The following is a 26,481-nucleotide window of genomic DNA, read 5'->3' on the forward strand; positions in this document are numbered from 1 at the left end:
ACCGCCGCCATCGGCGTCGCGACCGGCATGGGCCGCGAGGCCACGGCGCTATTGAGCACTTTGCTGGCCCTGATGGTCTTCAGCCTGATGCCGTTGATCGTGCGGCGCCTGGAAAAGCGCTGAATACCGCCTGCCTATCTATGCTTGCCGGCGAACCGCCGGAATCATGCCCGCTCCTTGGCCAGTACCGGCGGCCTGGGCATGGGCGGGTCGCCCTTGGGCGGCGGGGTGCTGTCCGGTGGCTCCTGTTCGGGAACCGCCGGTGGTTCGCTGGGCGGCAGGGGGGGCTGGTCGATGTTCGGATCAGGGGGATCCGCCGGGATCGGGATATTCATTGCTGGCCTCCTGGGTGCTTGCGGTTGCACCGGTTCGTTCGGTGGACCGCGCAAGGGCGCATTTGATTCCCGCCGCCTGGATGGTCACTTGCGCTGAACTTTCCGCGAGGCGCGTGGCTCGGAACCTAAGTATGTCGATCCAGCGCTGTACCGGGGCATCGTCGGCCCGGTCAGCCAAACGTCGAGAACCAGTGTAGAGGGGTGATGCTCGATGACCGCAGAACAACCGACCGAACAGGACTACCAGGCGCACCTGCCGTTGTCCCAGGCCTTGCTGCTGCCACGCATCGCCATCGAAGGCACCCGCCCGGTGCTCGATGGCGGCCAGTTCGCGGCCAAGGCCACCGCTGGCCAGCAGGTGGAGGTCGCGTGCAAGGTCTTCACCGATGGCCATGACAAGCTGGCGGTGCGGGTGCGCTGGCGTAACGAACGCCAGGACGCTTGGCACAGCCAGGTCCTGGAAGACCAGGGCAATGACGGTTGGCTGGGGCATTTCCCGGTGCCGGAGGCGGGCCGCTACCGCTTCTGCATCGAGGCCTGGATCGATCAGTTCGCCAGCTTCTGCTACGAACTGGAAAAGAAATACCTGGCCGCCCAGCCGATCAGCCTGGAACTGCAAGAAGGCCGGACCCTGGTGCAGCAGGCTGGCGAGCGCAGCGAAGGCGCGCTGCGCGAACAATTGCTGGTACTGCACCAGCAACTGGGCGGCTTGCTCGCGGCCGAGCAGGTGGCGCTGTTCTTGAGTGCCGACAGCGCCCGGTTGATGGCCGAGGCCGACCTGCGTCCCTACCTCAGCCTGAGTCCCGAATACCCATTGGATGTGGAGCGCGAGCGCGCGCAGTTCGCCAGCTGGTACGAGCTGTTTCCCCGTTCCATCACCGACGATCCGGCGCGCCACGGCACCTTCGACGATGTGCATTCGCGCTTGGCGATGATCCATGACATGGGCTTCGACGTGTTGTATTTTCCGCCGATCCACCCCATTGGCCGGCGCCACCGCAAGGGCCGCAACAATTCCCTGGTCGCAGCCCCGGACGATCCTGGCAGCCCCTATGCCATCGGCAGCGAGGAGGGCGGCCACGAGGCGATCCATCCGCAACTGGGCAGCCGCGAGGACTTTCGCCGGCTGGTGGCGGCAGCCGCCGACCATGGCCTGGAAATCGCCCTGGACTTCGCCATCCAGTGTTCCCAGGACCATCCCTGGCTGACCCAGCACCCGGGCTGGTTCAACTGGCGCCCGGACGGCACGATCAAATACGCCGAGAACCCACCCAAGAAGTACCAGGACATCGTCAACGTCGACTTCTATGCCGCCGATGCCATTCCCAGCCTGTGGCTGGAGCTGCGGGACATCGTGCTCGGCTGGGTCGCGGAGGGTGTCAACATCTTCCGGGTCGACAACCCGCATACCAAGCCGTTGCCGTTCTGGCAGTGGTTGATCGGCGATGTGCGCAGCCGGCACCCGCAGGTGATCTTCCTGGCCGAGGCCTTCACCACCCCGGCAATGATGGCGCGCCTGGGCAAGATCGGTTACTCCCAGAGCTACACCTACTTCACCTGGCGCAACACCAAGAGCGAACTGGCCAGTTATTTCAGCGAGCTGAACCAGTCGCCGTGGCGCGAATGCTTCCGGCCGAACTTCTTCGTCAACACCCCGGATATCAACCCCGGCTTCCTGCATGACTCGGGCCGCCCCGGCTTTCTCATCCGCGCGGCGCTGGCCACCATGGGCTCGGGCCTGTGGGGCATGTATTCGGGGTTCGAGCTGTGCGAGTCGGCGCCGTTGCCGGGCAAGGAGGAATACCTGGACTCGGAGAAGTACGAGATCCGCCCGCGAGACTTCAATGCCCCGGGCAACATCATCGCCGAGATCGCCCAGCTCAACCGTATCCGCCGGCAGAACCCGGCGCTGCAATCGCACCTGGGGCTCAAGCTGTACAACGCCTGGAACGACCGGATCCTGTACTTCGGCAAACGCAGCGCCGACGGCGGCAACTTCGTGCTGGTGGCGATCAGCCTCGACCCCTTCAACCCCCAGGAGGCGCATTTCGAGCTACCGCTCTGGGAAATGGGCCTGCCCGATGAGGCCGCGACCCAGGGCGAGGACTTGATGAACGGCCATCGCTGGACCTGGTACGGCAAGGTCCAGTTCATGCGCCTTGAACCGGCCCAGCCATTCGGCATCTGGCGCATCAGCGCCGACTGACCTGGCCGCGCCGCCGGCCCTAGGGCCAGGCGGCAGTGCCCGCGCACGGACCTCTGTACAGATTCAGGAGTGAGCAATGGCGAAGAAAACCCGACCCGCGACCTTCATCAAGGACCCGCTCTGGTACAAGGACGCGGTGATCTACCAAGTGCATGTGAAGTCCTATTTCGATTCCAACGACGATGGCGTCGGCGACTTTCCCGGGTTGATCGCCAAGCTGGACTACATCAAGGAACTGGGGGTCAACACCATCTGGCTACTGCCGTTCTATCCCTCGCCACGGCGCGACGACGGCTACGATATCGCCGAGTACCGTGGGGTCAGCCCCGACTACGGCACCCTGGCGGACGTCCGGCGGTTCATCGCCGAGGCCCACAAGCGCGAACTGCGGGTGATCGCCGAGCTGGTGATCAACCACACCTCCGACCAGCATCCCTGGTTCCAGCGCGCCCGCAAGGCCAAGCCCGGTTCGGCGGCGCGCAACTTCTATGTGTGGTCCGACGACGACCAGAAGTACGCCGGCACGCGGATCATCTTCCTCGACACCGAGAAATCCAACTGGACCTGGGACCCGGTGGCCGGCCAGTACTTCTGGCACCGTTTCTATTCCCACCAGCCGGACCTGAACTTCGACAACCCGCAGGTGCTGAAGGCCGTGCTCTCGGTCATGCGCCACTGGCTGGACATGGGTATCGACGGCCTGCGCCTGGACGCCATTCCCTACCTGATCGAGCGCGATGGCACCAACAACGAGAACCTGGCCGAGACCCACGATGTGCTCAAGCGCATCCGCGCCGAGATCGATGCCCATTATCCGGACCGCATGCTCCTGGCCGAGGCCAACCAGTGGCCCGAGGACACCCAGCTGTACTTCGGCCAGGCCAGCGGCAATGGTGCCGATGGCGACGAATGCCACATGGCTTTCCACTTTCCGCTGATGCCACGCATGTACATGGCCCTGGCCCAGGAAGATCGCTTCCCGATCACCGACATCCTGCGCCAGACCCCGGAAATCCCAGCCAATTGCCAGTGGGCGATCTTCCTGCGCAACCACGATGAACTGACCCTGGAAATGGTCACCGACAAGGAGCGCGACTACCTGTGGAACTACTACGCCGCCGACCGCCGGGCGCGGATCAACCTGGGTATCCGCCGACGCCTGGCACCGCTGATGGAGCGCGATCGCCGGCGCATCGAGCTGCTCAACAGCCTGCTGCTGTCGATGCCCGGCACCCCGACCCTCTACTACGGCGACGAGATCGGCATGGGCGACAACATCTACCTGGGCGACCGCGATGGCGTGCGCACGCCGATGCAGTGGTCCATCGACCGTAACGGTGGCTTTTCCCGGGCCGATCCGGCGCGCCTGGTGCTGCCGCCGATCATGGACCCGCTCTACGGCTACCAGTCGGTGAACGTCGAGACCCAGTCCGGAGACCCTCATTCATTACTCAACTGGACCCGGCGCCTGCTGGCGGTGCGCAAGCAGTCCAAGGCCTTTGGCCGGGGCACGTTGAAGATGCTCTCGCCGAGCAATCGCCGGATCCTGGCCTATACCCGGGAATACACCGGGCCCGATGGCAAGCAGGAGATCATCCTCTGCGTGGCCAACGTCTCGCGCAGCGCCCAGGCGGCGGAGCTGGACCTGTCGAGCTTCGCCGGCATGGTGCCGGTGGAGATGCTCGGCGGCAGCGCCTTCCCGCCCATCGGCCAATTGAATTTCCTGCTGACGCTGGCGCCCTATGGCTTCTACTGGTTCGTCCTGGCCAGCGAGCAGCAGATGCCCAGCTGGCATGTCGAGCCGGCCCAGAGCCTGCCGGAGTTCACCACCCTGGTGCTGAAGAAACGCCTCGAGGAGTTGCTGGAGGCGCCGTCGCGCACCACCCTGGAGCAGGAAATCCTGCCCAGCTGGCTGCCCAAGCGCCGCTGGTTCGCCGACAAGGACAGCACCGTGGGCCAAGTGCAACTGGTGTATGGCGTGCGCTTCGGCGATCCGCAGCATCCGGTGCTGCTGGCCGAGATCGAGGTCACCAGCCAGGGCCGCAGCCAGCGCTACCAGGTGCCATTCGGCCTGTTGGCCGAGGACCAGATCAGCAGCGCCTTGCCCCAGCAACTGGCCATGTCCCGGGTCCGACGCGGGCGCCAGGTGGGCTTGATCACCGATGCCTTCGCCCTCGACAGCTTCGTGCGCAGCGTGCTCCAGGCGCTCCAGGCCCAGGCCCGGTTGGACAGCGACGCCGGGCAGATCCGTTTCGAGGGCAGCCCGCAGCTGCAGCGCCTGGGCCTGGAGGCCGAGGTCGATGTGCGCTACCTGTCGGCCGAGCAGTCCAACAGCTCGGTGGTGGTGGGCGAAAGCCTGGTGCTCAAGCTGGTGCGCAAGGTGGCCGGCGGCATCCATCCGGAACTGGAAATGGGCGCTTTTCTCACCCAGGCCGGTTTTGCCCATATTTCGCCATTGCTGGGTTCGGTGGTGCGCCGTGATGCGCAGGGCCAGGACCACCTGCTGATGATCGCCCAGGGCTACCTGAGCAACCAGGGCGACGCTTGGGAATGGACCCAGAGCAACCTGGAGCGGGCGATCCGCGACGAACTGGCCAGCGCCGTCTCCGAGCAGGAGCAGCATTACAACGCCCTGGCCGAACTCCAGGACTTCGCCGGCCTCCTGGGCCAGCGCCTGGGGGAAATGCACATGCTGCTCGCCGCTCCCGGCAGTACTGCGGATTTCGCGCCCCAGGCCTATACCCAGGAAGATCTCCAGGCTTGCCAGTGCCAGGTCGCCGGGCAACTGGAACACAGTTTGCAATTGCTCGAAGAACACCAGGACAGCCTGGCCGAGACCGACCGTGGCCTGTGCCGGCGCCTGTTGCGGCACAAGGGGCGCATCCTCGCCGAAGTCGAGCAACTGGCCGGGCAATTGCTGGGCGGCTTGCGCATCCGGGTCCATGGCGACCTGCACCTGGGGCAGGTGCTGGTGATCAAGGGCGATGCCTACCTGATCGACTTCGAAGGCGAGCCGGCGCGGCCCCTGGCGGAGCGCCGGGCCAAGCACAGCCCCTACAAGGATGTCAGCGGCGTGCTGCGTTCGTTCGACTATGCCGCGGCCCTGGCCCTGGAAGCGCCGGCGGTGGATGGCGCGCCGGATGCCCAGGCGGTCCGGCAAGCCCTGGTCGGGCGTTATCTGGAGCGCTCCCGGCAGGCTTTCGTCACGGCGTACCGGCAGGCGACGGCTAATCTTGCCCATGGCTGGCAGGCCTCGGCGGCCGACGCCGCCCTGGTGTTGTTCAGCCTGGAGAAGGCCGCCTATGAACTGGCCTATGAGGCGCAGAACCGACCCGCCTGGTTGCACGTGCCGCTGCGCGGCCTGGCCGGGTTGTTGCGTGAACTACCGGACTTTTCCGACATCGATGGAGAGCAGTCATGAATTTCTCGAACAGGGAGCAGGAGCGGCGCCAGGAACGGTTGCTACCGTCGGCCAGGGCCATCGAGGCCCTGGTGCGGGCCGAGAACAACGACCCGTTCGCCATCCTCGGGCCCCATGGCGATGGTGCCGGCGGGCAGGTCATCCGGGCTTTCCTGCCCGGGGCGCTGAGTGTCCAGGTGCTGGACCGCGAGCAGCAGCAATTGCTCGGCAACCTGGAAGCCGACGAGGTGCCGGGGTTGTTCGTCGGGCATTTCCCCGAGGCCCGGCCCTACCTGCTGCGTGTGCAGTGGGCCGGTGGCGAACAGGTCAGTGAAGACCCCTACAGCTTCGGGCCGTTGCTTGGCGAAATGGACCTGTACCTGTTCGCCGAAGGCAATCACCGCGACCTCGGCAGTTGCCTGGGAGCCCAGTTGACCACGGTGGACGGCATCGCCGGCGTGCGCTTCGCGGTGTGGGCGCCCAATGCCCGGCGCGTCTCGGTGGTGGGTGACTTCAATGTCTGGGACGGCCGCCGGCATCCCATGCGCCTGCGTCATCCTTCGGGGGTCTGGGAGCTGTTCATCCCGCGCCTGCGCGCTGGCGAGTCGTACAAGTACGAGATCCTCGGCCCTCAGGGCATCCTGCCGCTCAAGGCCGACCCGGTGGCCCTGGCGACCCAATTGCCGCCCGATACCGCGTCGAAGGTCGCGGCGCCGCTGGCCATCGACTGGCAGGACCAGGAGTGGATGCTGGCCCGGGGTGAACGCCAGCGGGTCGATGCGCCGCTGGCGATCTACGAGCTGCACGCCGGCTCCTGGCAATGCGAGGTCGACGACGTGGGCGAGGTGGCCCGCCACTACAGCTGGGCGGAGCTGGCCGAGCGGTTGATTCCCTACGTCAAGGATCTGGGCTTCACCCACATCGAACTGATGCCGATCATGGAACATCCCTTCGGCGGCTCCTGGGGCTACCAGCCCCTGGCGCAGTTCGCGCCCAGTGCCCGCTACGGCTCCGCCGAGGAGTTCGCGGCCTTCGTCAATGCCTGCCACCTGGCGCAGATCGGGGTGATCCTGGACTGGGTGCCGGCGCATTTCCCCACCGATGCCCACGGACTGGCACAGTTCGACGGCACGGCGCTGTATGAGTACGGCAACCCTCTGGAAGGCTTCCACCAGGACTGGGACACGCTGATCTACAACCTCGGGCGTACCGAGGTCCATGGCTTCATGCTGGCCTCGGCCCTGCATTGGCTCAAGCATTTCCATGTCGATGGGCTGCGGGTCGATGCGGTGGCCTCGATGCTCTACCGCGACTACTCGCGCAAGGCCGGGGAATGGGTGCCCAACCGCCACGGCGGCCGGGAAAACCTCGAGGCCATCGAGTTCCTGCGCCATCTCAACGACGTGGTGGACCTTGAAGCGCCGGGCGCCCTGGTGATCGCCGAGGAATCCACCGCCTGGCCCGGGGTCAGCCAGAGTACCGAGCATGGCGGGCTGGGGTTCGCCTACAAGTGGAACATGGGCTGGATGCATGACTCCCTGCATTACATCCAGCAAGACCCGGTCTATCGATCCCACCACCACAACGAGCTGAGCTTCGGCCTGGTGTATGCCTGGTCCGAGCGCTTCATCCTGCCGATCTCCCATGACGAGGTGGTGCACGGCAAGCATTCGCTGATCGACAAGATGCCCGGCGATCGCTGGCAGAAATTCGCTAACCTGCGGGCTTACCTGAGCTTCATGTGGACCCATCCGGGCAAGAAGCTGTTGTTCATGGGCTGCGAGTTCGGCCAGTGGCGCGAGTGGAACCACGACCGGCAACTGGACTGGTACTTGCTGCAATATCCCGAACACCGTGGCGTGCAACGGCTGGTGGGCGACCTCAACCGCCTGTACCGCGAATATCCGGCGCTGCACGAGCAGGACCACGTGCCCCAGGGCTTCCAGTGGCTGATTGGTGACGATGCGCTCAACAGTGTGTATGCCTGGCTGCGCTGGAGCCGCAATGGCGAGCCGTTGCTGGTGGTGGCCAACTTCACCCCAGTGCCGCGCGAGGGGTATCGCGTGGGCGTACCCCTGGCCGGACGCTGGAGCGAAGTGTTCAACAGCGATTCGCAGCTGTATGCCGGGTCCAACTACGGCAACGCCGGCGAAGCCTTCAGCGAAGAGCAGGAAAGCCACGGCCAGGCCCTGTCCCTGGTGCTCAACTTGCCGCCCCTGGCGGTGCTGATCCTGCGCCCCGGCCACTGACACGGCCACAGGGCGCGCTTCGTTTAGCCGCTGCCGCAGGCTGCGCAGCGGCGGCAATCGCAGGCCCCGGAGGACTCCTGAAGCCCTGCGAGCCTTGGCCGATCAGAGGCTGGCGGCGGCTTCGGCGATCAACCCGGCCACGGCGTGCGGTTGCGAGGCCAGGGAGGCATGGCTGGCGTCCAGGTGGATCACCTTGCGTGCGTTCAGGCGTGCGGCCATGCGTTCCTGGTTGGGCGGGGCGATCATGCGGTCGGCGCTGGAGATCTGGTACCACGAGGGTTTGTCGCGCCAGGCCGGGGCGCCCAGGGTGTCGCCGAAGGTATTGGCCAGCGGGGCTTTCTGGGTCAGGCCCATGATCAGTCCCTCGCGGGCCGGCAAGTCCTGGCAAAAACTCTCGTGGAAGCGTTCCGGACGAACCCACAGGTAGCCATCGCTGTCCGGCTCCAGGTTGGCCGCAGCCGCGGGAGCAAACTCCTGGGTCAGGCTGCCGGGGCTCTCGCCGCTGTCGGGAGCGAAGGCGGCGATGTACACCAGGCCGGCGACGTTGGCCTCGTGGCCGGCCTGGGTGATCACCGCGCCGCCGTAGGAATGCCCCACCAGCAGCACCGGCCCGGCTTGCTGGGCCAGCAGCTTGCGGGTGCGCTCGACGTCATCGGCCAGGGACGTCAGGGGCAACTCTACCGCGCGGATCTTCCGGTGGCCGCGTTCCAGCAATTCGTCGATGACCCGGTTCCAGTGGGCGGCGCCGCCCCAGAACCCGTGGACCAGGACGATCGTGGGTGTATCGCTCATGGCATCGCTCCTTTTCACGGCAGGGGCGGCCCCGGGCGGATACCCGGGGTCCCTGTCCGTTACAGAGCATGCATCAGGCTCATTGCGGCGCCAGTGCCGGTTCAGCAATCCGGATGTACGGCAGGTTCCGACAGGTGGTCGCCGCGCAGGCCCAGGGTGAGGTTGCCGCGCAACGGCCAGTCGTTGACGTCGCCGGTGCTTGCCCAGGCTACATGAGGATGATCTCGTAGGGCAGGCGCATGCGTTCGAGCACGATGGGCGACAGCGACGGCTGCAAGCCGATCTCCGGTTCGCCCTGCAGTTGGCTGGCGTAGGCATGGGCGGCGTGGCGCTTGCGGGCCACGGTCCAGGTGTCCAGGCGCAGCTTGCGCGCCCGTTGCCAGGGAATCTGGTGCTCCTCGCGGACCGAGCTGTGCCAGGCCCACACGGGGATCTCGCAGAACCTTGCACCCACTTGCGCCGCGGCCTTGGCGGCAGCCCGGCCCACGGCCTCGTGATCGAGGTTGCCGTCTTCGCGCCAGGTGCTGAAGACCACGTCCCCGGGGCGCAGGTAGCGGCTGATGAACGGCACCAGCTGCTGCTCGCGCTCGCTCAAGGCACTGTCGGCGAACCCGCCGCGGATCCATTTCAGGCTATGCAAAGGCAAGCCCAGGCGGCGCAAGGCTTCGGCGCTTTCCTGGGGGCGGAACACACTCAGGCGGCGTTCCGGCCAGACCTCGGACCCGGGGTGGCTGGCGCTGCCGTCGCTGACCGAGATCAGTTCCAGGGGGTGGCCGTGGTGGGCCAGTACCTGCAGCAGGCCGCCGCTGGCGATCACTTCGTCACCGGGATGCGGAGCCACCATCACCGCCCGGGAACCGGCCGGCACCAGGTTGGCAAGATTGATGGCCGGGACCTCGGCCAGGCTATGGGCGCTGTTCCAGATCTGGCTGGGCCAGCTGTTATCTATTGCGGATATGGCTTTCATAACGTGATACATCCCTGTTTCCGGGCCGTATGCAAAAACTGAACGAGCGTTCAGCATCGGCCCTGGGTTTGCACGCACGCTGATTCCATGGCACCTGCCTCAGCGTGAAGTACCGGTGTCCCATCCCTTTGGAACGCCGTGATAGCTGCGCAATCATACTCAGCCCGGCGCCGCCCACACAGGGGGCGCCAGGATAATTTGTCGATTGCGGTCCGGTTGATAGGGTAGACGTATTTCGTTACCGGGTATGTCGTCCTGACGAATATCGTCCCCGAAAAGCGCCAGGCGTCCCCCAAGACTCGGTCCCAAGGCTGCCCCAGGCCCCTGGCAAGCCCCGTCCGCCTGGATGGCGACTATTCCTGCTCCTCGCGCTTGAGTTCGAAGAACAGCAACGAACGTCCGGTCACCGAGTATTCATGGTCGAAGTCCAGGCGTTCCTGGCCGCGCACCGCCGGCTGGTTGGTGTCGAGCATGCATGTCCAGAATTCCCCGGCCGGCACTTGCGGCAGGCGGAAATTGACGATGTCGTGGTGCGCGTTGACCACCAGCAGCACCGTGGCGTCGGCACCCTGGCGGCGGATGCCGGTTTCCTGGGCGCGGCCATCGAGCAGCATGCCCAGGCACCGGCCATGGGGATCTTGCCAATGCTCGGTGGTCATCTCGCTGCCGTCAGGGGCTAGCCAGGTGACGTCCTTGACCCCGATGTCCTCGTTGTAGTTGCCCACCAGGAAGCGCCCGCGCCGCAGGATCGGATAGCTCAGGCGCAGCTTGACCAGGCGCTTGACGAACTTGAGCAGCGACTTGCCATCTTCGTCCAGGTCCCAGTTGACCCAGCCGATCTCGCTGTCCTGGCAATAGGCGTTGTTGTTGCCGTGCTGGGTGCGGGCGAACTCGTCGCCAGCCACCATCATCGGCGTGCCCTGGGCCAGCAGCAGGGTGGCGAAGAAGTTGCGCATCTGGCGCAGGCGCAGGGCATTGATCGCCGGATCGTCGGTGGGGCCTTCTGTCCCGTGATTCCAGGACAGGTTGTTGTTGCTGCCGTCCTGGTTGTTCTCGTCGTTGGCCTCGTTGTGCTTGTCGTTGTAGGACACCAGGTCGTGCAGGGTGAAGCCGTCGTGGGCGGTGATGAAATTGACCGAGGCATAAGGGCGACGACCTCGCTGATTGAACATTTCCCCGGAGGCGGTCATGCGCCCGGCGAAATCCGCCAACTGGCCGTCATCGCCTTTCCAGAAGGCGCGCACGGTGTCGCGAAAGCGATCGTTCCATTCCATCCAGCCCGGCGGGAAGCGCCCCACCTGATAACCACCCGGGCCGCAATCCCAGGGCTCGGCGATCATCTTCACCTGGCGCAGCAGCGGGTCCTGGCGGCAGGCCACGAGGAAGCTGTGGCGCTCGTCGAAGCCATCGTGATAGCGCCCGAGAATGGTCGCCAGGTCGAAGCGGAAGCCGTCGACGTGCATCTCGCCAGCCCAGTAGCGCAGTGAGTCGGTGACCATCTGCAAGACGCAGGGATGGCTCAGGTCCAGGGTGTTGCCCGTCCCGGAATCATTGATATAGAAGCGTTTGTCGTCGGGCATCAGGCGGTAGTACGAGGCGTTGTCGATACCACGCATGGACAGGGTCGGTCCCTGTTCGTTGCCCTCGGCGGTGTGGTTGTAGACCACGTCCAGCAGCACCTCCAGGCCGGCCTCGTGCAGGTGCGCGACCATTTCCTTGAACTCGGCGATCTTGCCGCTGGCCAGGTAGCGCGGGTCCGGGGCGAAGAAGGCGATGCTGTTGTAGCCCCAGTAGTTGGTCATGCCTTTTTGCAGCAGGTGCTGGTCGTTGACGAAGGCATGGATCGGCAGCAACTCCACCGACGATACCCCCAGGCTGCGGATGTGCTTGAGCACGTCCTCGACCATCAACCCGGCGAAGCTGCCGCGCAGCTGCTCGGGAACCGCCGGGTGGCGCATGGTGAAGCCGCGCACGTGGGTCTCGTAGATGATGGTCTTGTCCCAGGGCACGCTGACGCGCTGGTCGTTGCCCCACGTGTGGGCCGGATCGATGACCTTGCACTTGGGCACGAAGGGCGCGCTGTCGCGCTCATCGAAGCTCAGGTCGGCATCGGGGTGGCCGATGGTGTAGCCGAACAGCGCCTCGGACCACTTGAGCTCGCCCACCAGTTGTTTGGCATAGGGGTCGATCAACAGCTTGTTGGGGTTGAAGCGATGGCCGTTGACCGGGTCGTAGGGGCCGTGCACGCGGTAGCCATAGACCAGCCCGGGATGGGCGTCGGGCAGGTAGCCGTGGAAGATCTCGTCGGTGTATTCCGGCAGTTCGATGCGCTCCAGCTCCACCTCGCCGGCAGCGTCGAAGATGCACAGCTCGACCTTGGTGGCATTGGCCGAGAACAGGGCGAAGTTGACGCCCAGGCCGTCCCAGGTGGCGCCGAGCGGGAAGGGCAGGCCCTCGCGGATGCGTGAAGGTTCGTGGTGGGAGGCGGACGTCGGGCTGTGCTTGGGTGTACTCATGGTTGCTCCTGCAATGAGAATGGCGGGACAGGCCGAACGCGGCCCTTGCGGCACCGGGCGGGTCGCAACGAAAGAAGGTTGCCCGGGCCGGATGGATATCAGCTGGCTGGCGGCTTGCGGGGTGCCCGGGGCTTTTTGAGCACCGCCGGTTTCTCTCCCGCTGGCACCTGCGTCGTGGCCGGCTTGGCCTTGGGCTTGGCCGTCGCTCTGCTGCCAGGTTTGGCGGCCGCCGGTTTGGCCTGCACGGCCTTGGGCGGCTTGGCCGGGGCCAGGGCTTCGGCCTCGGCGAGCTTGCAGGCCATTTCCCAATGGCGTTGTTCCTGGCCCTGGGGTTTTCCTTCCGACTCCCAGATCTGATAGGCGAACTCACGTATGCGTTTATCGTCAGTACTCATCGCAATGCTCCCGCGCTGGATTCAATGGTCGATCAAGAGGTTCAACGCGAAGTCCCGCAGGACTTCGGCGAGCATCAGCTCCCTGTGGGCTGTGACTGTCGCGTTGGCAAAAAGTCCATTCAGATTGCGCCCCGGGGTGGCGAACGGCAGTTGCACCCGGGTGTCGCCCCAAAGTCCGGCATCCAGGTGTGGAGCCGGGCTGTCCCCGAGCAGACCGGCCACCCGTACCGGGACTATCACCAGCGCTCGCTGCTGGTGGTACTCGCGCAGGAAGGCCAGTACGTGGCCGGCCCGTTGCCCGAGGACCTGCAAGGGCTGGTAGCTGCCATGCCGGAACAGCTGCGGATATCGGCGGCGCAGTTCCAGGGCGCGGGCGATCAGGCCTTGCTTGATCTGGCCGGTGTGCCATTGGGACAGCCACTGGGCCGCCGTGGCCGGCTGTTCCAGGGCCTGGCGCCGGGCCTGGTAGTCCACCGGGCGGCGGTTGTCCGGGTCCACCAGGCTGAAGTCCCAGAGCTCATTGCCCTGGTACAGGTCGGGGACCCCGGGTACGGTCAGGCGCAGCAGGGCCTGCGCCAGGCTGTTGAGGGCGCCCGCGGGGGCGATGGACTGGACCGCGGCGGCGATCGAGCGGCGTAGTTCCAAGCCGCGTGGGGTGAGCAACAGGTTCTCGATGAAGGCCTGCACGGCCTCTTCGTATTGCAGGTTGGGCGCGGACCAGCCGCTGTGCAGTTTGGCCTCGCGCAGGGCCTTGAGCTGCCATTGCCAGATGCGCTGGGTGTATTGCTCCAGCGCTGGAGCATCGCCGGCTTGCAGGTCCAGGGGCCAGCTGCCCAGCAGGCTCTGGTAGAGAATCAGCTCGTCCGCCGCCGAGGGCGCGTCGACGGCGGCACGCAGGGGCTCGGCCAGCCTGCGCCAGTGCTCCACCTGCCCGGCGTACCAGGTGGCCCGCTCGCTGAGCACCGCCAACCGCGCCCGGCTGTCCTCGCCGCGCTTGTGGTCATGGGTGGCGGTGGCCAGCAGGTTGTCGGGAAAGCTCTCCAGGCGTTCGATGCAAGCCTGGTGGAATGCCGCCAGGGGCGCGCTGAAGGTCTGGGTATCGAAGCCTACGTCGTTGCGTGCCAGCAGCACCGCCGAGCGATAGAAGGCTGTGTCTTCCACGGCCTTGGCCGCCGCCGGCGAAGTCAGCTGCTGGAAGCGCACCCCGGCATGGCGCAGCAGCCTGCGGGCCGGGCCCGCTGGCACTTGGCGCCAGCCCTGGCCGCCAAGCCAGCGATCCAGGTAGTCCAGCACCGGCCAGTCGGCTTCGCTGAGGCTGGCCCGGGCGCCTTCCAGGGCTTGCTGGAAAAAGCGCTGGTCCTGGGGCCCACGACCGCACCCCCCGATATAGGTGCGGTACACCGGGAAGTGCACGATCAGTTCCTGCAAGGCCCGGCGAATGGCACCCAGGGTCAGGTCGCGACTCATCAGGTCAAGCCGAGCCACCCGCAGCAGGGCCTGGGCCACGCTTTCGAAATCTCCCGCCAGGGAGCCATTGAGGATCTGCTGGCGGGCCAGCCGCGCCTCCGCAAGAAAGTCTGGCGTGCGCTGGCTGTGCTGGTTCCAGAGTTCGGCCAGGGGCGCCTGGCCGGCGGGATCGTGCTGCAACAGCGACAGCTGGTTCATGAATTCGTAGCCGGTGCTGCCGTCGACGCCCCAGTGGCGAGGCAGGGTTTCCCCGGCGCCGAGGATCTTCTCGACATAGATCGGCAAGTGTTCACCGGGGCGCAGGCGATCGACCCGGCGCCGCAGCTTGCGGCAGTAGCCCCGGGGATCGGCCAGGCCGTCGACATGGTCGATGCGCAGGCCATCCACCAGCCGGCGCTGGATCAGTTCGAAGATCTTGCCGTGGGTGGCTTCGAATACCGCCGGCCGCTCCACCCGCAGGCCGCCCAGCTCGTTGATGTCGAAGAACCTGCGCCAGTTGATGTCGTCGGCGGCCGTGCGCCAACTGGCCAGGCGATAGCTCTGGCGCTCCAGCAATTGGTGCAGGCGTTCGAAGCCGGGAGCCTGCCGTGAGTCATAGTCGACAAGCTTGTGGGCCACGGCCTGGCGTACCTCGGGTTGTTGCAGCGCCTCGCCCAGGGCTTGCTGCAGGGGCTGCGCTTGAGCGTGGGCATCGCTGTTGAAGCGCAGGGCGGCGAAGGCGTCGGCCAAGGGCTTCAAGGTTTCGGTTGCTGCGCCGTCAGGGTGCAGCAACTCTGCATAGTCGCCGGGACAGATGGGAAAGCGATGCTCGTGGTGGCGGACATGGAACCCCCGCAAGTCATCGTCCAGATGCAATTGCAGGCTGCCTTCCTGCAACGCCTGGCCATAGTCGCTGCCCAGGAATGGCAGCAGCAACTGGCCAGCCATCAGTGGATCGGACGAGTGCCACTGGATATCGAAGAACTCGCTATAAGGGCTCAGACGCCCCCAGCGCAGCAGGTCGAGCCACCAGGGGTTATCGCCGCCGCCCACCGCCATGTGGTTGGACACGATGTCCAGGATCAGCCCCATGCCGTGCTGGCGCAGCACGGCCACCAGGCGTTCCAGGGCCACTTCGCCGCCCAGTTCAGGGTTGATCCGGGTCGGGTCCACCACGTCATAGCCATGCATGGAACCGGCCCGGGCGCAGAGCAACGGCGAGGCGTAAAGATGGCTGATGCCCAGGCGCGCGAAGTAGGGCACCAGGGGCACGGCGTCATCCAGGGTGAAGCCCTGGTGGAACTGCAGGCGCAGGCTGGCTCGCAGCTCGGGGGCAGGTGCTAGGTTCATCGGTCGCGCTCCTGTGCTTGTTGCCGGGCGCGGGCCAGTTGTTCCAGGCGCCGCGCGGCGTCGGTGTCGTCCAGCAAGCGCCGGGCACTGCCAGCCAGGCGCCGACACCAGTTGGGATGGCCCTCGACGGTGCCCGGCAGGTTGGCCTGTTCGTCGATGCCCAGCGCATCCTCTAGCGGCAACAGCACCAGGGGCGCACGGGTATGGCCAAGGAAGCGCACGCTGGCGTCGAGCAACTGGTCGGTTTCATCCAGCGGCTCGCGAAAGTTCTGTGGGTCCCGGGCCAGGGCCTGGCGCAGGCCGTCGCGCTCGCGCTGGCGATGTTCCCGCCAGTGCCTGGCCCCGGCTTCATCCACCAGCTCCAGGCGCTGGTTCCACTCGATGTCGCGGCCGTGCCACCAACCGGCCAGGGGCGGCAGGTCGTGGGTACTGGTGGTGGCCAGGGCGTTGTCCGGCCAATCCAGGATGGGTTTGAAGTGGCAGCCATGGTCTTGCTCGAACAGCAGCACGCGCATGCCGAGCATGGCCCTTGCGGCGAGCTTTTCCCGCAGGCCGTCGGGCACGGTGCCCAGGTCTTCGCCGAGGACGATGGCCTGGTGGCGCTGGGATTCCAGGGCCAGCAGGCGCAGCAGGTCGTCCACCGGGTAATACAGGTACGCCCCGTCGCAGGGCGGGGCACCCCGGGGAATCACCCAGAGCCGCTGCAAGCCCATCACATGGTCGATGCGCAAGCCACCGGCATGGGCGAAGTTGGCCCGCAGCATTTCGATGAAGGCGCGAAAGCCATGGCGTTGCAGGCCTTCGGGAGAGAAGGCCGAGATCCCCCACGCCTGGCCCTGGCGATTGAGGATGTCCGGCGGGGCGCCCACGGTCAGCTCGGCCAGCAACTGATCCTGGCGACTCCAGGCCTGGCTGCCGCCACCGTCGGCGCCCACCGCCAGGTCGGCGATCAGGCCGATGCCCATGCCGCTGCTGCGGGCCGCGCTTTGCACCCGTTCCAGGTTGCGTGCGATCAGCCATTGGCAGAAGGCATGGAAGCCGATTTCCTCGGCGTGCTCCTCGGCCAGGCGTGCCAGTTCCGGGCTGGCGGGGTCACGCCAGTACTCTGGCCACTGACGCCAGTCCGGGTCTTCGCCACGGGCCACCCGCAGAGCCTGGATCGCCTCGAAACGACAGTGGTTTTCCAGGGCCTCGCCGGCTGCCTGGCGATAGCTGGCGAAGTCCTGGTGCAGCGGGTGCTCGCCCTGGCGGAAACCCTGGTACAGCTCGCGCAGCACCTGTTGCTTGGCTCGGGCCGCCGTTGGCCAGTCGATCAGCGGTTGTTGTTCCAGCGCCTGCAACTGCGGGCCCAGGCCACAGGCCTCGATGGCGGTACGCCAGGCCCGTTCGCCGAGGATCGCCCCCGGAGCGGCGTACAAGCTGTTGAGGAACAGCCGGCTGGAGGGCGAGTAGGGGCTATAGCGCTGGGGGTCGCTGCTGAACATCGCATGCAGCGGGCTGATGGCCAGGGCGTCGGCGCCGCGTTCGGCAGCCTGGTGGGCCAGTTCCTCCAGGGCCTGGGTATCGCCGAAACCGCCATCGCCGCTGCGGCGCAGGGCATACAACTGCACCCCCAGGCCCCAGGCCCGCGGCGGCTGGTCGGCCACTGCGTCGGCCACGCTGTAGCAACGTTCGGGCGCCACGGCGAGAATGAAGCGTTCATCCTCGATATCCACGCTGTGGTAACCCACGGGCAGTTCACCGGGCAACCGGCTCTGGTCGTCCAGCTGCAATTGCCGGCAACTGCCGTCTTCCAACTGCACCCGGCATTCGGTCCGCGCCGGGAAATAGTGGGCCAGGTCCAGGCCCTGGCCGACATCGGCGGTCAGCAGCGGCGGCAGGTGCCGGCCCTGCTGCCGGTGCTGCAGTTGCCGCAGGCTGCATTCGATTTCCCGGGCATTGCCGGCCGGGTGACCCAATCCGGCCAGCACCGCCCGCAGGACCCGGGGCTCGACCTTCTGCGGTCGGCCGTTGGCATCGATCCAGTCCACCGCCAGGCCGGCGCGGCTGGCGAGTATTTCCAGTTGCGCATCGCTCATGGACGCTCTCCATCGGGGGCTGTCGCGGGCTGCAGTTGCACCAGCGCGCTGAAGGCTGGCAACCAGCCCTGGCGCCAATGCTCCAGGGTGCCTGGGGGATACTGGAACCATGGCTGGGCATCGTTCGCCGGTTGCAGTTCGACCCGGTGCGCGCTGAGGTTGAGGTCGATGCGCAGCAGGCTGCCATCGCCCAGGCGCCAGCGGGCGGTGAGGGCGCCCTCGGCCAGTACCTCGGCGCCCAGGGCGCATGTTCCGGGCAGGCGCGGTACCAGCTCGCGGTGACGGATCCGCAGCAGTTCGCGGTACAGCGCCCGGGTGGCCTCGGCCTGTGCGGAACCAGCGGCTGGACGCGAGGCCAGGAAGGTCGACAGGGCGTTGGGATCGGGGATGCGCTGGCGCTCGGAGGCATCGGCGAAGGCACTGAAGGCGGCGAACTCGTCGCGCCGGCCCTGGCGCACGGCTTCGGCCAGCTCGCCCTGGTGGCTGGTGAAGAACAGGAAAGGTTCCTGCGCCGCCATTTCATCGCCCATGAACAGCAGCGGGATCATCGGTCCCAGCAGCAACAGCACCGTGGCCGCGTGCAAGGCCTGGGGTGGGGCCAGTTGGTTGAGGCGTTCGCCGAATGCGCGGTTGCCGATCTGGTCGTGGTTCTGCAAGAACAGCACGAAAGCACTGGGCGGCAAGTGGGCGCTGGGTTCGCCGCGCCGCCGCCCATGGCGGTCCAGGTGGCCCTGGAAGGCGAATCCCTGGCCCAGGCAGCGTGCCAGTTGCTGGGTCGGCTGTTCGGCGAAGTCGGCGTAGTAAGCCTCCGTTTCCCCGGTCAGCAATACGTGCAGGGCGTTATGGCCGTCGTCGTTCCACTGGGCATCGAAGCCGTGCTGCAACAGGCTGGCCTGGTTCGCCTCGTTCTCCAGGTTGAGCCACACCTGACGGCCGCCGGGAACAGCTTCGCGCACGCGCCGGGCCAGCTCCTTCAGGAAGCCCGGATCGTCGATGGCATGCACCGCATCCAGGCGCAGGCCGTCGAAGCGGTAGTCCAGCAGCCACATCAAGGCGTTGTCGATGAAGAAGTCGCGCACCGGCCGGCGGCGGAAGTCGATGGCGGCCCCCCAGGGGGTCTGCCGGTCTTCGCGAAAGAATGGGCTGGCGTAGCGCTGCAAATAGTTGCCGTCGGGGCCGAAGTGGTTGTAGACCACGTCCAGGATCACTGCAAGGCCCAGGCCGTGGGCCGCATCCACCAGGGCCTTGAGTTGCTCCGGCGTGCCATAGGACGCTTGCGGGGCATAGGGCAAGACGCCGTCGTAACCCCAGTTGCGCTCGCCGGGGAACTGCGCCAGGGGCATCAGTTCGATGGCCGTTACCCCCAGTTCCACCAGCGCCGGCAGCACCTGCTGGACTCCCTGGTAGCCGCCCAGCAGGCCCACGTGCAACTCGTAGATCACCGCTTCGGCCCAGGGCCGGCCGCTCCACTGTGGGTGCTGCCAGGCATAGGCCTGGGGATCGACCACCAGGCTGGGGCCATGCACGTCGCCGTCCTGGGCGCGGGACGCCGGGTCCGGCACCAGCAGCCGGTCGTCGATATTGAACCGGTAGCGGCTGCCTGCCGGACACGCTGCCTGGATCATGAACCAGCCTTCGGGCTGGGGAAGCATGGGCACGGACTGGCCGCTGCCCAGCTCCACGCTGACATGGTGCGCATCCGGGGCCCAGAGGGCGAAACGGGTTCGCTCGGCGTCGAGCAGCACCGCGCCATGGCGCACGGGTGGTGGCGTACTGGTAGACATTTGTCAGGCCTCCTCTACCTGGCGGTCTGCCCCAAGGTCTGGGCCACCAATTGCTCGTAGAGCTCGGCGTAGGGTTCCACCGCCTGGCACCAGTTGAAGGGCGCGGCCATGGCCCGGCAGCGCATGGCATGCAGCAGCCCGGGCCGGGCGAAGACCCGGAAGGCCCGCTGCAAGGCGCCCTGGTAGCTGGCCACGCTGGATTCGTCGAACAAAAAGCCGGTGACACCGTCGTCGATGGTGTCCGCCAGGCCGCCGGTATTGCGTGCCACCGGCAGCGAGCCGAAACGCTGGGCGTACATCTGGCTCAGGCCGCAGGGCTCGTAGCGCGAGGGCATGAGCAGGAAGTCGCTGCCGGCGAACATGCGCCGGGCATCGGTCTCGTTGAAGCCGATGTGCACGCCGACGCGGCCAGGGAAGCGCCGGGCCAGTTCACGCATCGCTTGTTCCTCCTCCGGTTCGCCACGGCCGATGATGGCGATCTGGCCGCCGGCGTCGACGATGAATTCGGCCACCGCTTCGGTGAGGTCCAGGCCCTTCTGGTAGACCAGTCGCGATACCACGGCGAACAGCGGCCCATCGCTCGGCTCCAGGCCGAACAGCTGGCGTACATGGGCTGCGTTGACGGCCTTGCCGTCCCAGTCGCCGATGCCGAAGGGGCAGAACAGATGCGGGTCGGTGGCGGCGTCCCAGCTTTCGTCGATGCCGTTGGGAATGCCGCTGAGCAGGCCTTGCTGGGTCTTGCTGGCCAGGAAGCCATCGAGCCCGCAGCCGAAGTCCGGGGTGGTGATCTCCCGGGCGTAAGTGGCGCTCACCGTGGTGATGTGGCTGGCATAGGCCATGCCCGCCTTGAGGAACGACAGCTTGCCGTAGAACTCCATGCCTTCTTGCTGCAGGGCGTGCTCGGGGATGCCCAGTTCCGGGCAGCAGGCCAGGCTGACCACGCCCTGGTAGGCCAGGTTGTGGATGGTGAACAGCGTCGGGGTGCGCTGGCCGCGCCAGTGCATATAGGCCGGCGCCAGGCCGGCGGGCCAGTCGTGGGCGTGCACCAGGTCGGGGCACCAATGGATCTGCGCCAGGTTGGCGGCGATATCGGCGGCGGCCAGGCCCAGGCGGGCGAAGCGAATATGGTTGTCCGGCCAGTCGCGGCCGTTGTTGGCGCCATAGGGCGTGCCTTCGCGCTCGTAGAGCTCGGGGCAGATCAGCACATAGATCACCAAGCCGTCGGGCATGTCCATGCGGCCGATCTTGCAGGCCGGCAGCGCGGCATGGCCGCCCAGCTCGCCGATGATGTGGATCGGGTTCTCGCTATGCAGGACCTGGGGGTAACCGGGGATCAGCACCCGCACATCGTGCAGGTGGGCCATGGCCCGGGGCAGGGCGGCGGAAACATCCCCGAGGCCGCCGGTCTTGACCAGATCGGTCAGTTCCGAGGTGACGAACAGCACCCGCTTGCGGTTGGGATTCTGGCGTGCCAGTGGCAGTACCGTCTTGCTCCCGGGGAGCGGGACCAGGGGAATGCCGCGTCCACCGGCCTGCTGCGGAATGGGTTCTCCCTGGGTATCCAATACGGCGCTGATCATGTGTTTCTCCCGTGTCGTCGATCTGTTTTGGCGTATTGCACGCCGTGCCGGCCGGTTCCTGTGGCCGGGCACGAACGCATCGCACTTCGATCAGCCCGTGCTGCCCGAGTGCTGAAGCAGAATGGATGGAGGAGTCGCTGCAAGGAATGCACCAGCGGCAGCGGCCCTACCTTTACCCTGACCCTGGGCCGGAACGAAAAGTTTCGACTTTTTTCCTGGCGCTGTGACTGCATGGTCACGATGCGAGAGCCAGTCTAGGACAGAAGACGCAACGGCGCCGGGCAAGGCCCTTGCCGGGCGCCGATGCGAGGACTCGAGCGTGGCTGGTGCCGACGAGAGGTCGGTCTGTGGAGCGTATCGGGGTGCCCGCAATGGGTGCGCTGGACAGCGTTCGGTCCATAACGGGGCAGTCAGGATCTTTGGCGCTCGCTCCGGTTCTTGCGATGGCCCGTACGCAGCCTTTGGCAGCGGCTACACGAAGCCGTTGGAGCCGCCGTCGAGCCTGGCGATCAGTCCATCCAGCCCAGGGTCAGCCAGGCCAGCACCGCATAACGCACGCCCTTGGCCAGGCTGACGAGCAGCAGGAAGCGCTTGAGCGGCTCGCCCATCACCCCGGCCATCAGCGTCAGTGGGTCGCCGATCAGCGGCAGCCAGCTCAGCAGTAGCGACCAGTGCCCGTAGCGCTGGTAGTGCTTGCGCGCACGTTGCAGGTGACGCGGGCCGATGGGGAACCAGCGGCGGTCCTTGTAGTGTTCCAGGCGCCGCCCCAGCCACCAGTTGACCAGGGAGCCGAGGACATTGCCCAGGGTCGCCACCAACCACAGGCCGGGCACCGACCATCGGCCGTTGAGCAGCAGCCCTGCCAGCAGCGCTTCGGACTGTAGTGGTAGCAGGGTGGCGGCGCCGAAGGCCGCCAGGAACAAGCCGAAGTAGACGCCGATCAACGGGCCGGGTAGTCCGCGACCACCACGTCCCGACCTTCCTTGGTCAGGCCGATGACCTGGTAGGCGTCGGCGCCCATGCCGTCCATTTCCATGCCCGGCGATCCCATGGGCATGCCGGGGGCGGCGATGCCCAGCAGGTCATCGCGCTTGCGCAAGGCCAGGACCTGCTCGGCCGGCACATGGCCCTCGACGAACTTGCCGTCGAGCACCGCGGTATGGCAAGAGGCCAGGCGCGGGGCCACGCCCAGGCGCTGCTTGACGCTGCGCATGTCGTTCTCGACATGGTCATGGACCTTGAAGCCATTGGCTTGCAAGTGCTCGATCCACTTTTTGCAGCAGCCGCAGTTGGCGTCGCGGTGCACATCGATGTCGATGGGGGCGGCGGCCTGGGCCAGGGAGGTGAACAGCAGGGCGGACAGGGCCGCCAGACGCAGGGTGGATTTCATCGGAAGTCTCGTGTGGATCGAAGGTGGCGCCCTGGGGCTGCGCGAATCGCCGTGCATTTTGCGTTTTTTGCAGCACCAGGGGCGAGGCTTGTGTATCAAGGTTATACAAAGCGCTGGTAAGCGCCCGGGGTCAGAACCACAGGCGGAGACCCAGTACCAGGCGGGCCTCGCTGGGTTTGTCGCCTTCGGCGCGGGCATAGTCGGCACTGTGGCCGTAGCTGCGGTTCCAGGCCACGCCCAGGTAGGGGGCGAACTGGCGATCCAGTTCGTAGCGCAGGCGCAGCCCGACTTCGGCTTGCGCCAGGCCCGATCCCAGGCCCCGTTCCGGATCGTTGCGGCCATAGAGGTTGATCTCTGCCGTGGGCTGCAGGATCAAGCGGTTGCTCAGCAAGATGTCGTAGTCGCCCTTGAGGCGCAGGGCCGTCTGGCCGCCTTCGCCGAGGTAGGCGGTGACCTGGCTTTCGAAGTTGTACAAGGCCATGCCCTGCAGGCCGATGGCGGCCCAGGTCTGGGGCGAGGCGGGCTTGAAATCCTGGCGCACACCGCCGACCAGGTCCCACCAAGGACCGATGGCATGGCCCCAGAGCGCCTCGAGCTCGATTTTCTCGCTGCGACCGTCGTTGCGCTCGCCTTCGCTACGCAGCCACAGGCGATCGATATCGCCACCGATCCAGGCATTCGTTTCCCAGGCCAGGGTGCTGCCGCGGTCGGCATCCTGGTATTCCAGCTGGTTGATCAGCCAGAGCGAATTGATCGCCTGGTCATGGACGCCATGGCCGGACACCTCGGCAAAGGCTGCGCGACGATCGGCTTCGGTAGGCGTCGGGATCGGGGTCCGGCTGCGTTCCCGGGCTGGGGCAGGGGCCAGGTCGTGGGCGCCGTGATCCATGGCGGACATCGCGCCGGGCGCCATGCCGGGCATGCCCCGGTGGTGCATGCCGACAGGGTCGGGCGCGGCGTTGGCGGTGCTGGCCACCAGGCCCAGGCCGAGCAGCAATCCGGGCAACGGCGCAGCAGGGTGGCGCTTCATGACGGACTCCCCTGCTGGTCGATGCGTACTTCGCGGAACATGCCCATCTCCATGTGGTACAGCAGGTGGCAGTGATAGGCCCAGCGGCCCAGGGCATCGGCGGTGACCCGATAACTGCGGCGGGTGCCGGGGGGCATGTCGATGGTGTGCTTGCGCACCTGGAAGCGTCCCTGTTCGTCCTCCAGGTCGCTCCATACGCCGTGCAGGTGGATGGGGTGGGTCATCATGGTGTCGTTGACCAGGACGATCCGCACTCGCTCGCCATAGGCCAGGCGCAAGGGCTGGGCGTCGCTGAACTTGATGCCGTCGAAGGACCAGGCGAACTTCTCCATGTGTCCGGTCAGGTGCAGCTCGATGGTGCGGCTGGGCTCGCGGCCGTCGGGATCCTCGAAGGTGCTGCGCAGGTCGGCGTAGGTCAGCACCCGGCGGCCGTTGTCGCGCAGGCCGATGCCCGGGTCGGCGAGTTTCGGCGTCGGGTTCATGGTCTGCATGTCCACCAGCGGATTGCCGTGCTCCGACGCCGGGTGGCGCTGCATCGGCGCCATGTCGCTGGCCTGGCTGTGGTCCATGCCCTGCATGTCGCCATGGTCCATGGCGGCCATCGGCTCGTGCCCCATGCCCGGCATGTCGCCCATGCTTGCGGGCGCCATGGCGCCGTGGCTCATGCCCATGTCGGCCATGCTCACCAGCGGGCGCGGGTCCAGGGGCGGCACGGCGGCGCCCAGGCCGTGGCTCACCGCCAGGGTGCCACGGGCATAGCCGGTACGGTCCATGGACTGGGCGAAGACGGTGTAGGCCGGCTCGCGGCCGGGTTCCACCAGCACGTCGTAGGTCTCGGCCACGGCGATGCGCAGTTCGTCGACGCTGACCGGACGTACCGGCTGGCCGTCGGCGGCGACCACGGTCATCTGCAATCCGGGGATGCGCACATCGAAGTAGCTCATGGCCGAAGCGTTGATCAGCCGCAGGCGCAGCCGTTCACCGGGCTTGAACAGCCCGGTCCAGTTGCTGCCCGGGGGCTGGCCGTTGAGCAGGTAGCTGTAGGTGGCGGCGCTGATGTCGGCCAGGTCGGTGGGGCTCATGTTCATTGCGGCCCACATCTTGCGATCAGCCAGGGTAGCGCCCCAGCCGTGGCGGCCGACATCGTCGATGAAGTCGCCCACGGTGCGCTTGTGGTAATTGAAGTAGCCGGACTGTTTTTTCAGGATCTGCATCAGGCGCTGTGGCGCCAGGTCGCTCCAGTCGCTGAACAGCAGCACATGCTCGCGATCGTACTGGAACGACTCCGGCTCCCGGGGATCGATCACCAGCGGGCCATAGACCCCGGCCTGCTCCTGCAGCCCGGAATGGCTGTGGTACCAGTAAGTACCGTGCTGGCGGACCTGGAAGCGGTACTCGTAGACGCTGCCCGGGGCGATGCCGGCGAAACTCAGGCCAGGCACGCCGTCCATGTTGGCCGGCAGGAGGATGCCGTGCCAGTGGATCGAGGTGTCTTGCTCCAGGCGGTTGCTCACGCGGATGTTCACCGTATCGCCTTCGCGCCAGCGCAGCAGCGGGCCGGGCAGGCCGCCATTGATGGTCATCGCGGTGCACGGGGTACCGCTGAAGTTCACCGGCGTCTGGCCGATGTACAGGTCGAATTGCCGACCGCGGATTTCCTGGGGCAGGCCAGGGTTGGCCCGGGGCCAGGCCGGGGAGGGCCACAGGCCGGTGCCGGCCAGTGCGCCGGCGACGCCCAGGCCCTTGATCAAGCTGCGTCGTGTGGGATTGCCAAGCATACCGAGTGAGTCCTGTCGGTCCTGAGTTTCAGATTCAGGCAGAGACTAATCAGTGCTGGCTGTCAGCCAACTGAGGTTCAGGTTACAGATTTGTCAGCGTGACTGATGGGGGATCAGCCAAGACCGGCGAGGCTGTCCGAGGCCTGGTGCTTGATCATCCAGGTGGCGTTTCCAGGAAGCGCTTGAGGTTGTCCAGGGCCTGTCCGCAAGAGCGCTCCATGCGCGAACGCAGGCCGCCGAGATTGAGGTCGGTGGAGTATTGCAGGCTGTGCTTGAGCAGGGTGCCGTCGCCCTGTTTGCGCAACTGGTAGTCGACGATGCCATCCAGGGGCGCGGAGCTGAACACGATCTTGAACTCCCGGGGCAGCACCGCGCACAGGACCCGGCAGCTCAGGTGTACCTGCAAACCCAGCAGGTCGATGGTTTCGCTGAACCTGTAGCCGGCCGGCAGCGAACCACCCAGGCCAGTGTCGGCACGCAGGGAAGCCGGGTGCCATTCGTGCCAGCGATCAGGTTGGGAAAGGTAGTAGTAGACCGTATCGATGCTGGCGGCGATGTACCGCTGCTGGCTGATGTATTCGCCCGTCAGGTGGGGCTGGCGCTGGCCCATGATGCATGCACCTCCTTGTGGCCGGAGCTGCAAATATAGTCGCACTCCCGCGCCGTGGCGGGAGTGCGCTCGACCATTCAGCGGACTTTGAAGCGGCCCATCAGGGCGCTGACCCGCTGGTTGGCCTGGACCAGGCTCTGGGTGTTGTGTTCATTGGCCTGGCCGCTTTGCAGCAGCTCCTCGACCATATGTCGGATGCTCACCATGCTGCGATTGATTTCCTCGGTGACCGCGCTCTGTTGTTCGGCGGCGGTGGCGATCTGGGTGCTCAGGCTGTTGATCTGGTTGACCGAGCCGGCCATTTCGTCCAGGCCCGAGTTGACCCGGGCAGTGGCATCGGCCGCCGACTGGCAGCTGGCCTGGGTGTTCTCCATGGCGCTGACCGAGGAGCTGACGCCCTGGGTCAGGCGGTTGAGCATTTCGTTGATTTGCGAGGTACTGGCCTGGGTTCGGGCGGCCAGGGCGCGCACTTCGTCGGCTACCACGGCAAAGCCGCGACCCTGTTCGCCGGCCCGGGCCGCTTCGATGGCCGCGTTGAGGGCCAGCAGGTTGGTCTGCTCGGCGATGGCGCCGAT

At 66.5% G+C, this 26,481-nt stretch carries 18 protein-coding genes and 1 pseudogene; 4 read left to right on the forward strand and 15 right to left on the reverse strand.

Going from position 1 to position 26,481, the window contains the following annotated elements; genetic code table 11:
- A pseudogene (locus ACK6AU_RS24435) lies at positions 1-123 on the forward strand (MgtC/SapB family protein); the annotation flags it as partial.
- A 41-nt stretch (positions 124-164) separates the two neighbouring features.
- On the opposite strand, the gene ACK6AU_RS24440 reads toward ACK6AU_RS24435, so the two are convergent.
- Positions 165-335, reverse strand: coding sequence for a hypothetical protein (locus tag ACK6AU_RS24440; protein ID WP_185700953.1), 171 nt, complete (start codon positions 333-335; stop codon positions 165-167).
- A 211-nt stretch (positions 336-546) separates the two neighbouring features.
- Here ACK6AU_RS24440 and ACK6AU_RS24445 point away from each other — a divergent pair, with 211 nt between their 5' ends.
- The 3 genes from ACK6AU_RS24445 (at position 547) to glgB (ending at position 8,190) form a co-directional block, all read left to right on the forward strand.
- Positions 547-2,541 carry an alpha-1,4-glucan--maltose-1-phosphate maltosyltransferase gene (locus ACK6AU_RS24445; RefSeq protein ID WP_409301905.1) on the forward strand — a complete coding sequence of 665 codons (1,995 nt, stop codon included), beginning with the start codon at positions 547-549 and terminating at the stop codon, positions 2,539-2,541.
- A gap of 76 nt (positions 2,542-2,617) precedes the next feature.
- A complete protein-coding gene (treS, locus tag ACK6AU_RS24450) occupies positions 2,618-5,962 on the forward strand; it encodes a maltose alpha-D-glucosyltransferase (RefSeq protein WP_409301907.1) in 3,345 nt (1,114 codons plus the stop codon).
- Positions 5,959-8,190: a 1,4-alpha-glucan branching protein GlgB gene (glgB, locus tag ACK6AU_RS24455; RefSeq protein WP_409301909.1), complete on the forward strand. Its 2,232-nt coding sequence runs from the start codon at positions 5,959-5,961 to the stop codon at positions 8,188-8,190. Before treS ends, glgB begins: the two co-directional genes overlap by 4 nt.
- 102 nt (positions 8,191-8,292) lie before the next feature.
- On the opposite strand, the gene ACK6AU_RS24460 is transcribed toward glgB, so the two are convergent.
- The 14 genes from ACK6AU_RS24460 to ACK6AU_RS24525 form a co-directional block, all read right to left on the reverse strand.
- On the reverse strand, positions 8,293-8,982 hold the full coding sequence (locus ACK6AU_RS24460) for an alpha/beta hydrolase (RefSeq protein ID WP_409301911.1): 690 nt from the start codon (positions 8,980-8,982) through the stop codon (positions 8,293-8,295).
- A gap of 208 nt (positions 8,983-9,190) precedes the next feature.
- Positions 9,191-9,949 (reverse strand): PIG-L deacetylase family protein, encoded by a 759-nt coding sequence (locus ACK6AU_RS24465; protein ID WP_185700948.1) that lies wholly within the window; start codon positions 9,947-9,949, stop codon positions 9,191-9,193.
- A gap of 353 nt (positions 9,950-10,302) precedes the next feature.
- Positions 10,303-12,465: a glycogen debranching protein GlgX gene (gene glgX / locus ACK6AU_RS24470; protein ID WP_185700947.1), complete on the reverse strand. Its 2,163-nt coding sequence runs from the start codon at positions 12,463-12,465 to the stop codon at positions 10,303-10,305.
- Between the two features lie 98 nt (positions 12,466-12,563).
- Positions 12,564-12,860, reverse strand: a complete 297-nt coding sequence (locus ACK6AU_RS24475; protein WP_185700946.1) for a DUF2934 domain-containing protein — start codon at positions 12,858-12,860, stop codon at positions 12,564-12,566.
- Positions 12,861-12,881: 21 nt separating this feature from the next.
- The gene (locus ACK6AU_RS24480; RefSeq protein WP_409301914.1) at positions 12,882-15,656 is read right to left on the reverse strand and encodes a malto-oligosyltrehalose synthase; all 2,775 of its coding nucleotides are present in this window, start codon (positions 15,654-15,656) and stop codon (positions 12,882-12,884) included.
- Positions 15,653-17,734 (reverse strand): 4-alpha-glucanotransferase, encoded by a 2,082-nt coding sequence (malQ, locus tag ACK6AU_RS24485; protein WP_185700944.1) that lies wholly within the window; start codon positions 17,732-17,734, stop codon positions 15,653-15,655. The genes ACK6AU_RS24480 and malQ overlap by 4 nt, the downstream gene beginning before the upstream one ends.
- Entirely contained in the window at positions 17,731-19,518 is a 1,788-nt protein-coding gene (gene treZ, locus ACK6AU_RS24490; RefSeq protein ID WP_185700943.1) for a malto-oligosyltrehalose trehalohydrolase, read from the reverse strand. Before treZ ends, malQ begins: the two co-directional genes overlap by 4 nt.
- Positions 19,519-19,532: 14 nt before the next feature.
- The gene (gene glgA, locus ACK6AU_RS24495) at positions 19,533-21,098 is read right to left on the reverse strand and encodes a glycogen synthase GlgA (protein ID WP_185700942.1); all 1,566 of its coding nucleotides are present in this window, start codon (positions 21,096-21,098) and stop codon (positions 19,533-19,535) included.
- 509 nt (positions 21,099-21,607) lie between these two features.
- Positions 21,608-22,042, reverse strand: coding sequence for a YqaA family protein (locus ACK6AU_RS24500; protein ID WP_185700941.1), 435 nt, complete (start codon positions 22,040-22,042; stop codon positions 21,608-21,610).
- Positions 22,039-22,488, reverse strand: coding sequence for a DUF411 domain-containing protein (locus ACK6AU_RS24505; protein ID WP_185700940.1), 450 nt, complete (start codon positions 22,486-22,488; stop codon positions 22,039-22,041). Before ACK6AU_RS24505 ends, ACK6AU_RS24500 begins: the two co-directional genes overlap by 4 nt.
- Before the next feature lie 130 nt (positions 22,489-22,618).
- Positions 22,619-23,518 carry a copper resistance protein B gene (locus ACK6AU_RS24510; RefSeq protein WP_409301917.1) on the reverse strand — a complete coding sequence of 300 codons (900 nt, stop codon included), beginning with the start codon at positions 23,516-23,518 and terminating at the stop codon, positions 22,619-22,621.
- Entirely contained in the window at positions 23,515-25,296 is a 1,782-nt protein-coding gene (locus tag ACK6AU_RS24515) for a copper resistance system multicopper oxidase (RefSeq protein ID WP_409301919.1), read from the reverse strand. The genes ACK6AU_RS24510 and ACK6AU_RS24515 overlap by 4 nt, the downstream gene beginning before the upstream one ends.
- Before the next feature lie 154 nt (positions 25,297-25,450).
- A complete protein-coding gene (locus ACK6AU_RS24520; RefSeq protein WP_185700937.1) occupies positions 25,451-25,906 on the reverse strand; it encodes an SRPBCC family protein in 456 nt (151 codons plus the stop codon).
- A gap of 77 nt (positions 25,907-25,983) precedes the next feature.
- On the reverse strand, positions 25,984-26,481 hold a 498-nt coding region (locus ACK6AU_RS24525), incomplete at its 5' end, for a methyl-accepting chemotaxis protein (protein WP_409301922.1).

Origin of the sequence: Pseudomonas sp. KCJK8993 (assembly GCF_046230915.1) — a bacterium.
GTDB classification, from domain to species: domain Bacteria; phylum Pseudomonadota; class Gammaproteobacteria; order Pseudomonadales; family Pseudomonadaceae; genus Aquipseudomonas; species Aquipseudomonas piscis.

What these genes read in the sequence shown, in the direction of transcription:
- ACK6AU_RS24480 (WP_409301914.1), bottom strand. Translation starts at nt 15,656, where the DNA reads ATGAACCTAGCACCTGCCCCCGAGCTGCGAGCCAGCCTGCGCCTGCAG.
- glgX (WP_185700947.1), bottom strand. Translation starts at nt 12,465, where the DNA reads ATGAGTACACCCAAGCACAGCCCGACGTCCGCCTCCCACCACGAACCT.
- malQ (WP_185700944.1), bottom strand. Translation starts at nt 17,734, where the DNA reads ATGAGCGATGCGCAACTGGAAATACTCGCCAGCCGCGCCGGCCTGGCG.
- ACK6AU_RS24440 (WP_185700953.1), bottom strand. Translation starts at nt 335, where the DNA reads ATGAATATCCCGATCCCGGCGGATCCCCCTGATCCGAACATCGACCAG.
- ACK6AU_RS24465 (WP_185700948.1), bottom strand. Translation starts at nt 9,949, where the DNA reads ATGAAAGCCATATCCGCAATAGATAACAGCTGGCCCAGCCAGATCTGG.
- ACK6AU_RS24510 (WP_409301917.1), bottom strand. Translation starts at nt 23,518, where the DNA reads ATGAAGCGCCACCCTGCTGCGCCGTTGCCCGGATTGCTGCTCGGCCTG.
- ACK6AU_RS24520 (WP_185700937.1), bottom strand. Translation starts at nt 25,906, where the DNA reads ATGGGCCAGCGCCAGCCCCACCTGACGGGCGAATACATCAGCCAGCAG.
- ACK6AU_RS24445 (WP_409301905.1), top strand. Translation starts at nt 547, where the DNA reads ATGACCGCAGAACAACCGACCGAACAGGACTACCAGGCGCACCTGCCG.
- ACK6AU_RS24475 (WP_185700946.1), bottom strand. Translation starts at nt 12,860, where the DNA reads ATGAGTACTGACGATAAACGCATACGTGAGTTCGCCTATCAGATCTGG.
- ACK6AU_RS24460 (WP_409301911.1), bottom strand. Translation starts at nt 8,982, where the DNA reads ATGAGCGATACACCCACGATCGTCCTGGTCCACGGGTTCTGGGGCGGC.
- ACK6AU_RS24505 (WP_185700940.1), bottom strand. Translation starts at nt 22,488, where the DNA reads ATGAAATCCACCCTGCGTCTGGCGGCCCTGTCCGCCCTGCTGTTCACC.
- ACK6AU_RS24515 (WP_409301919.1), bottom strand. Translation starts at nt 25,296, where the DNA reads ATGCTTGGCAATCCCACACGACGCAGCTTGATCAAGGGCCTGGGCGTC.
- glgB (WP_409301909.1), top strand. Translation starts at nt 5,959, where the DNA reads ATGAATTTCTCGAACAGGGAGCAGGAGCGGCGCCAGGAACGGTTGCTA.
- treS (WP_409301907.1), top strand. Translation starts at nt 2,618, where the DNA reads ATGGCGAAGAAAACCCGACCCGCGACCTTCATCAAGGACCCGCTCTGG.
- treZ (WP_185700943.1), bottom strand. Translation starts at nt 19,518, where the DNA reads ATGTCTACCAGTACGCCACCACCCGTGCGCCATGGCGCGGTGCTGCTC.
- glgA (WP_185700942.1), bottom strand. Translation starts at nt 21,098, where the DNA reads ATGATCAGCGCCGTATTGGATACCCAGGGAGAACCCATTCCGCAGCAG.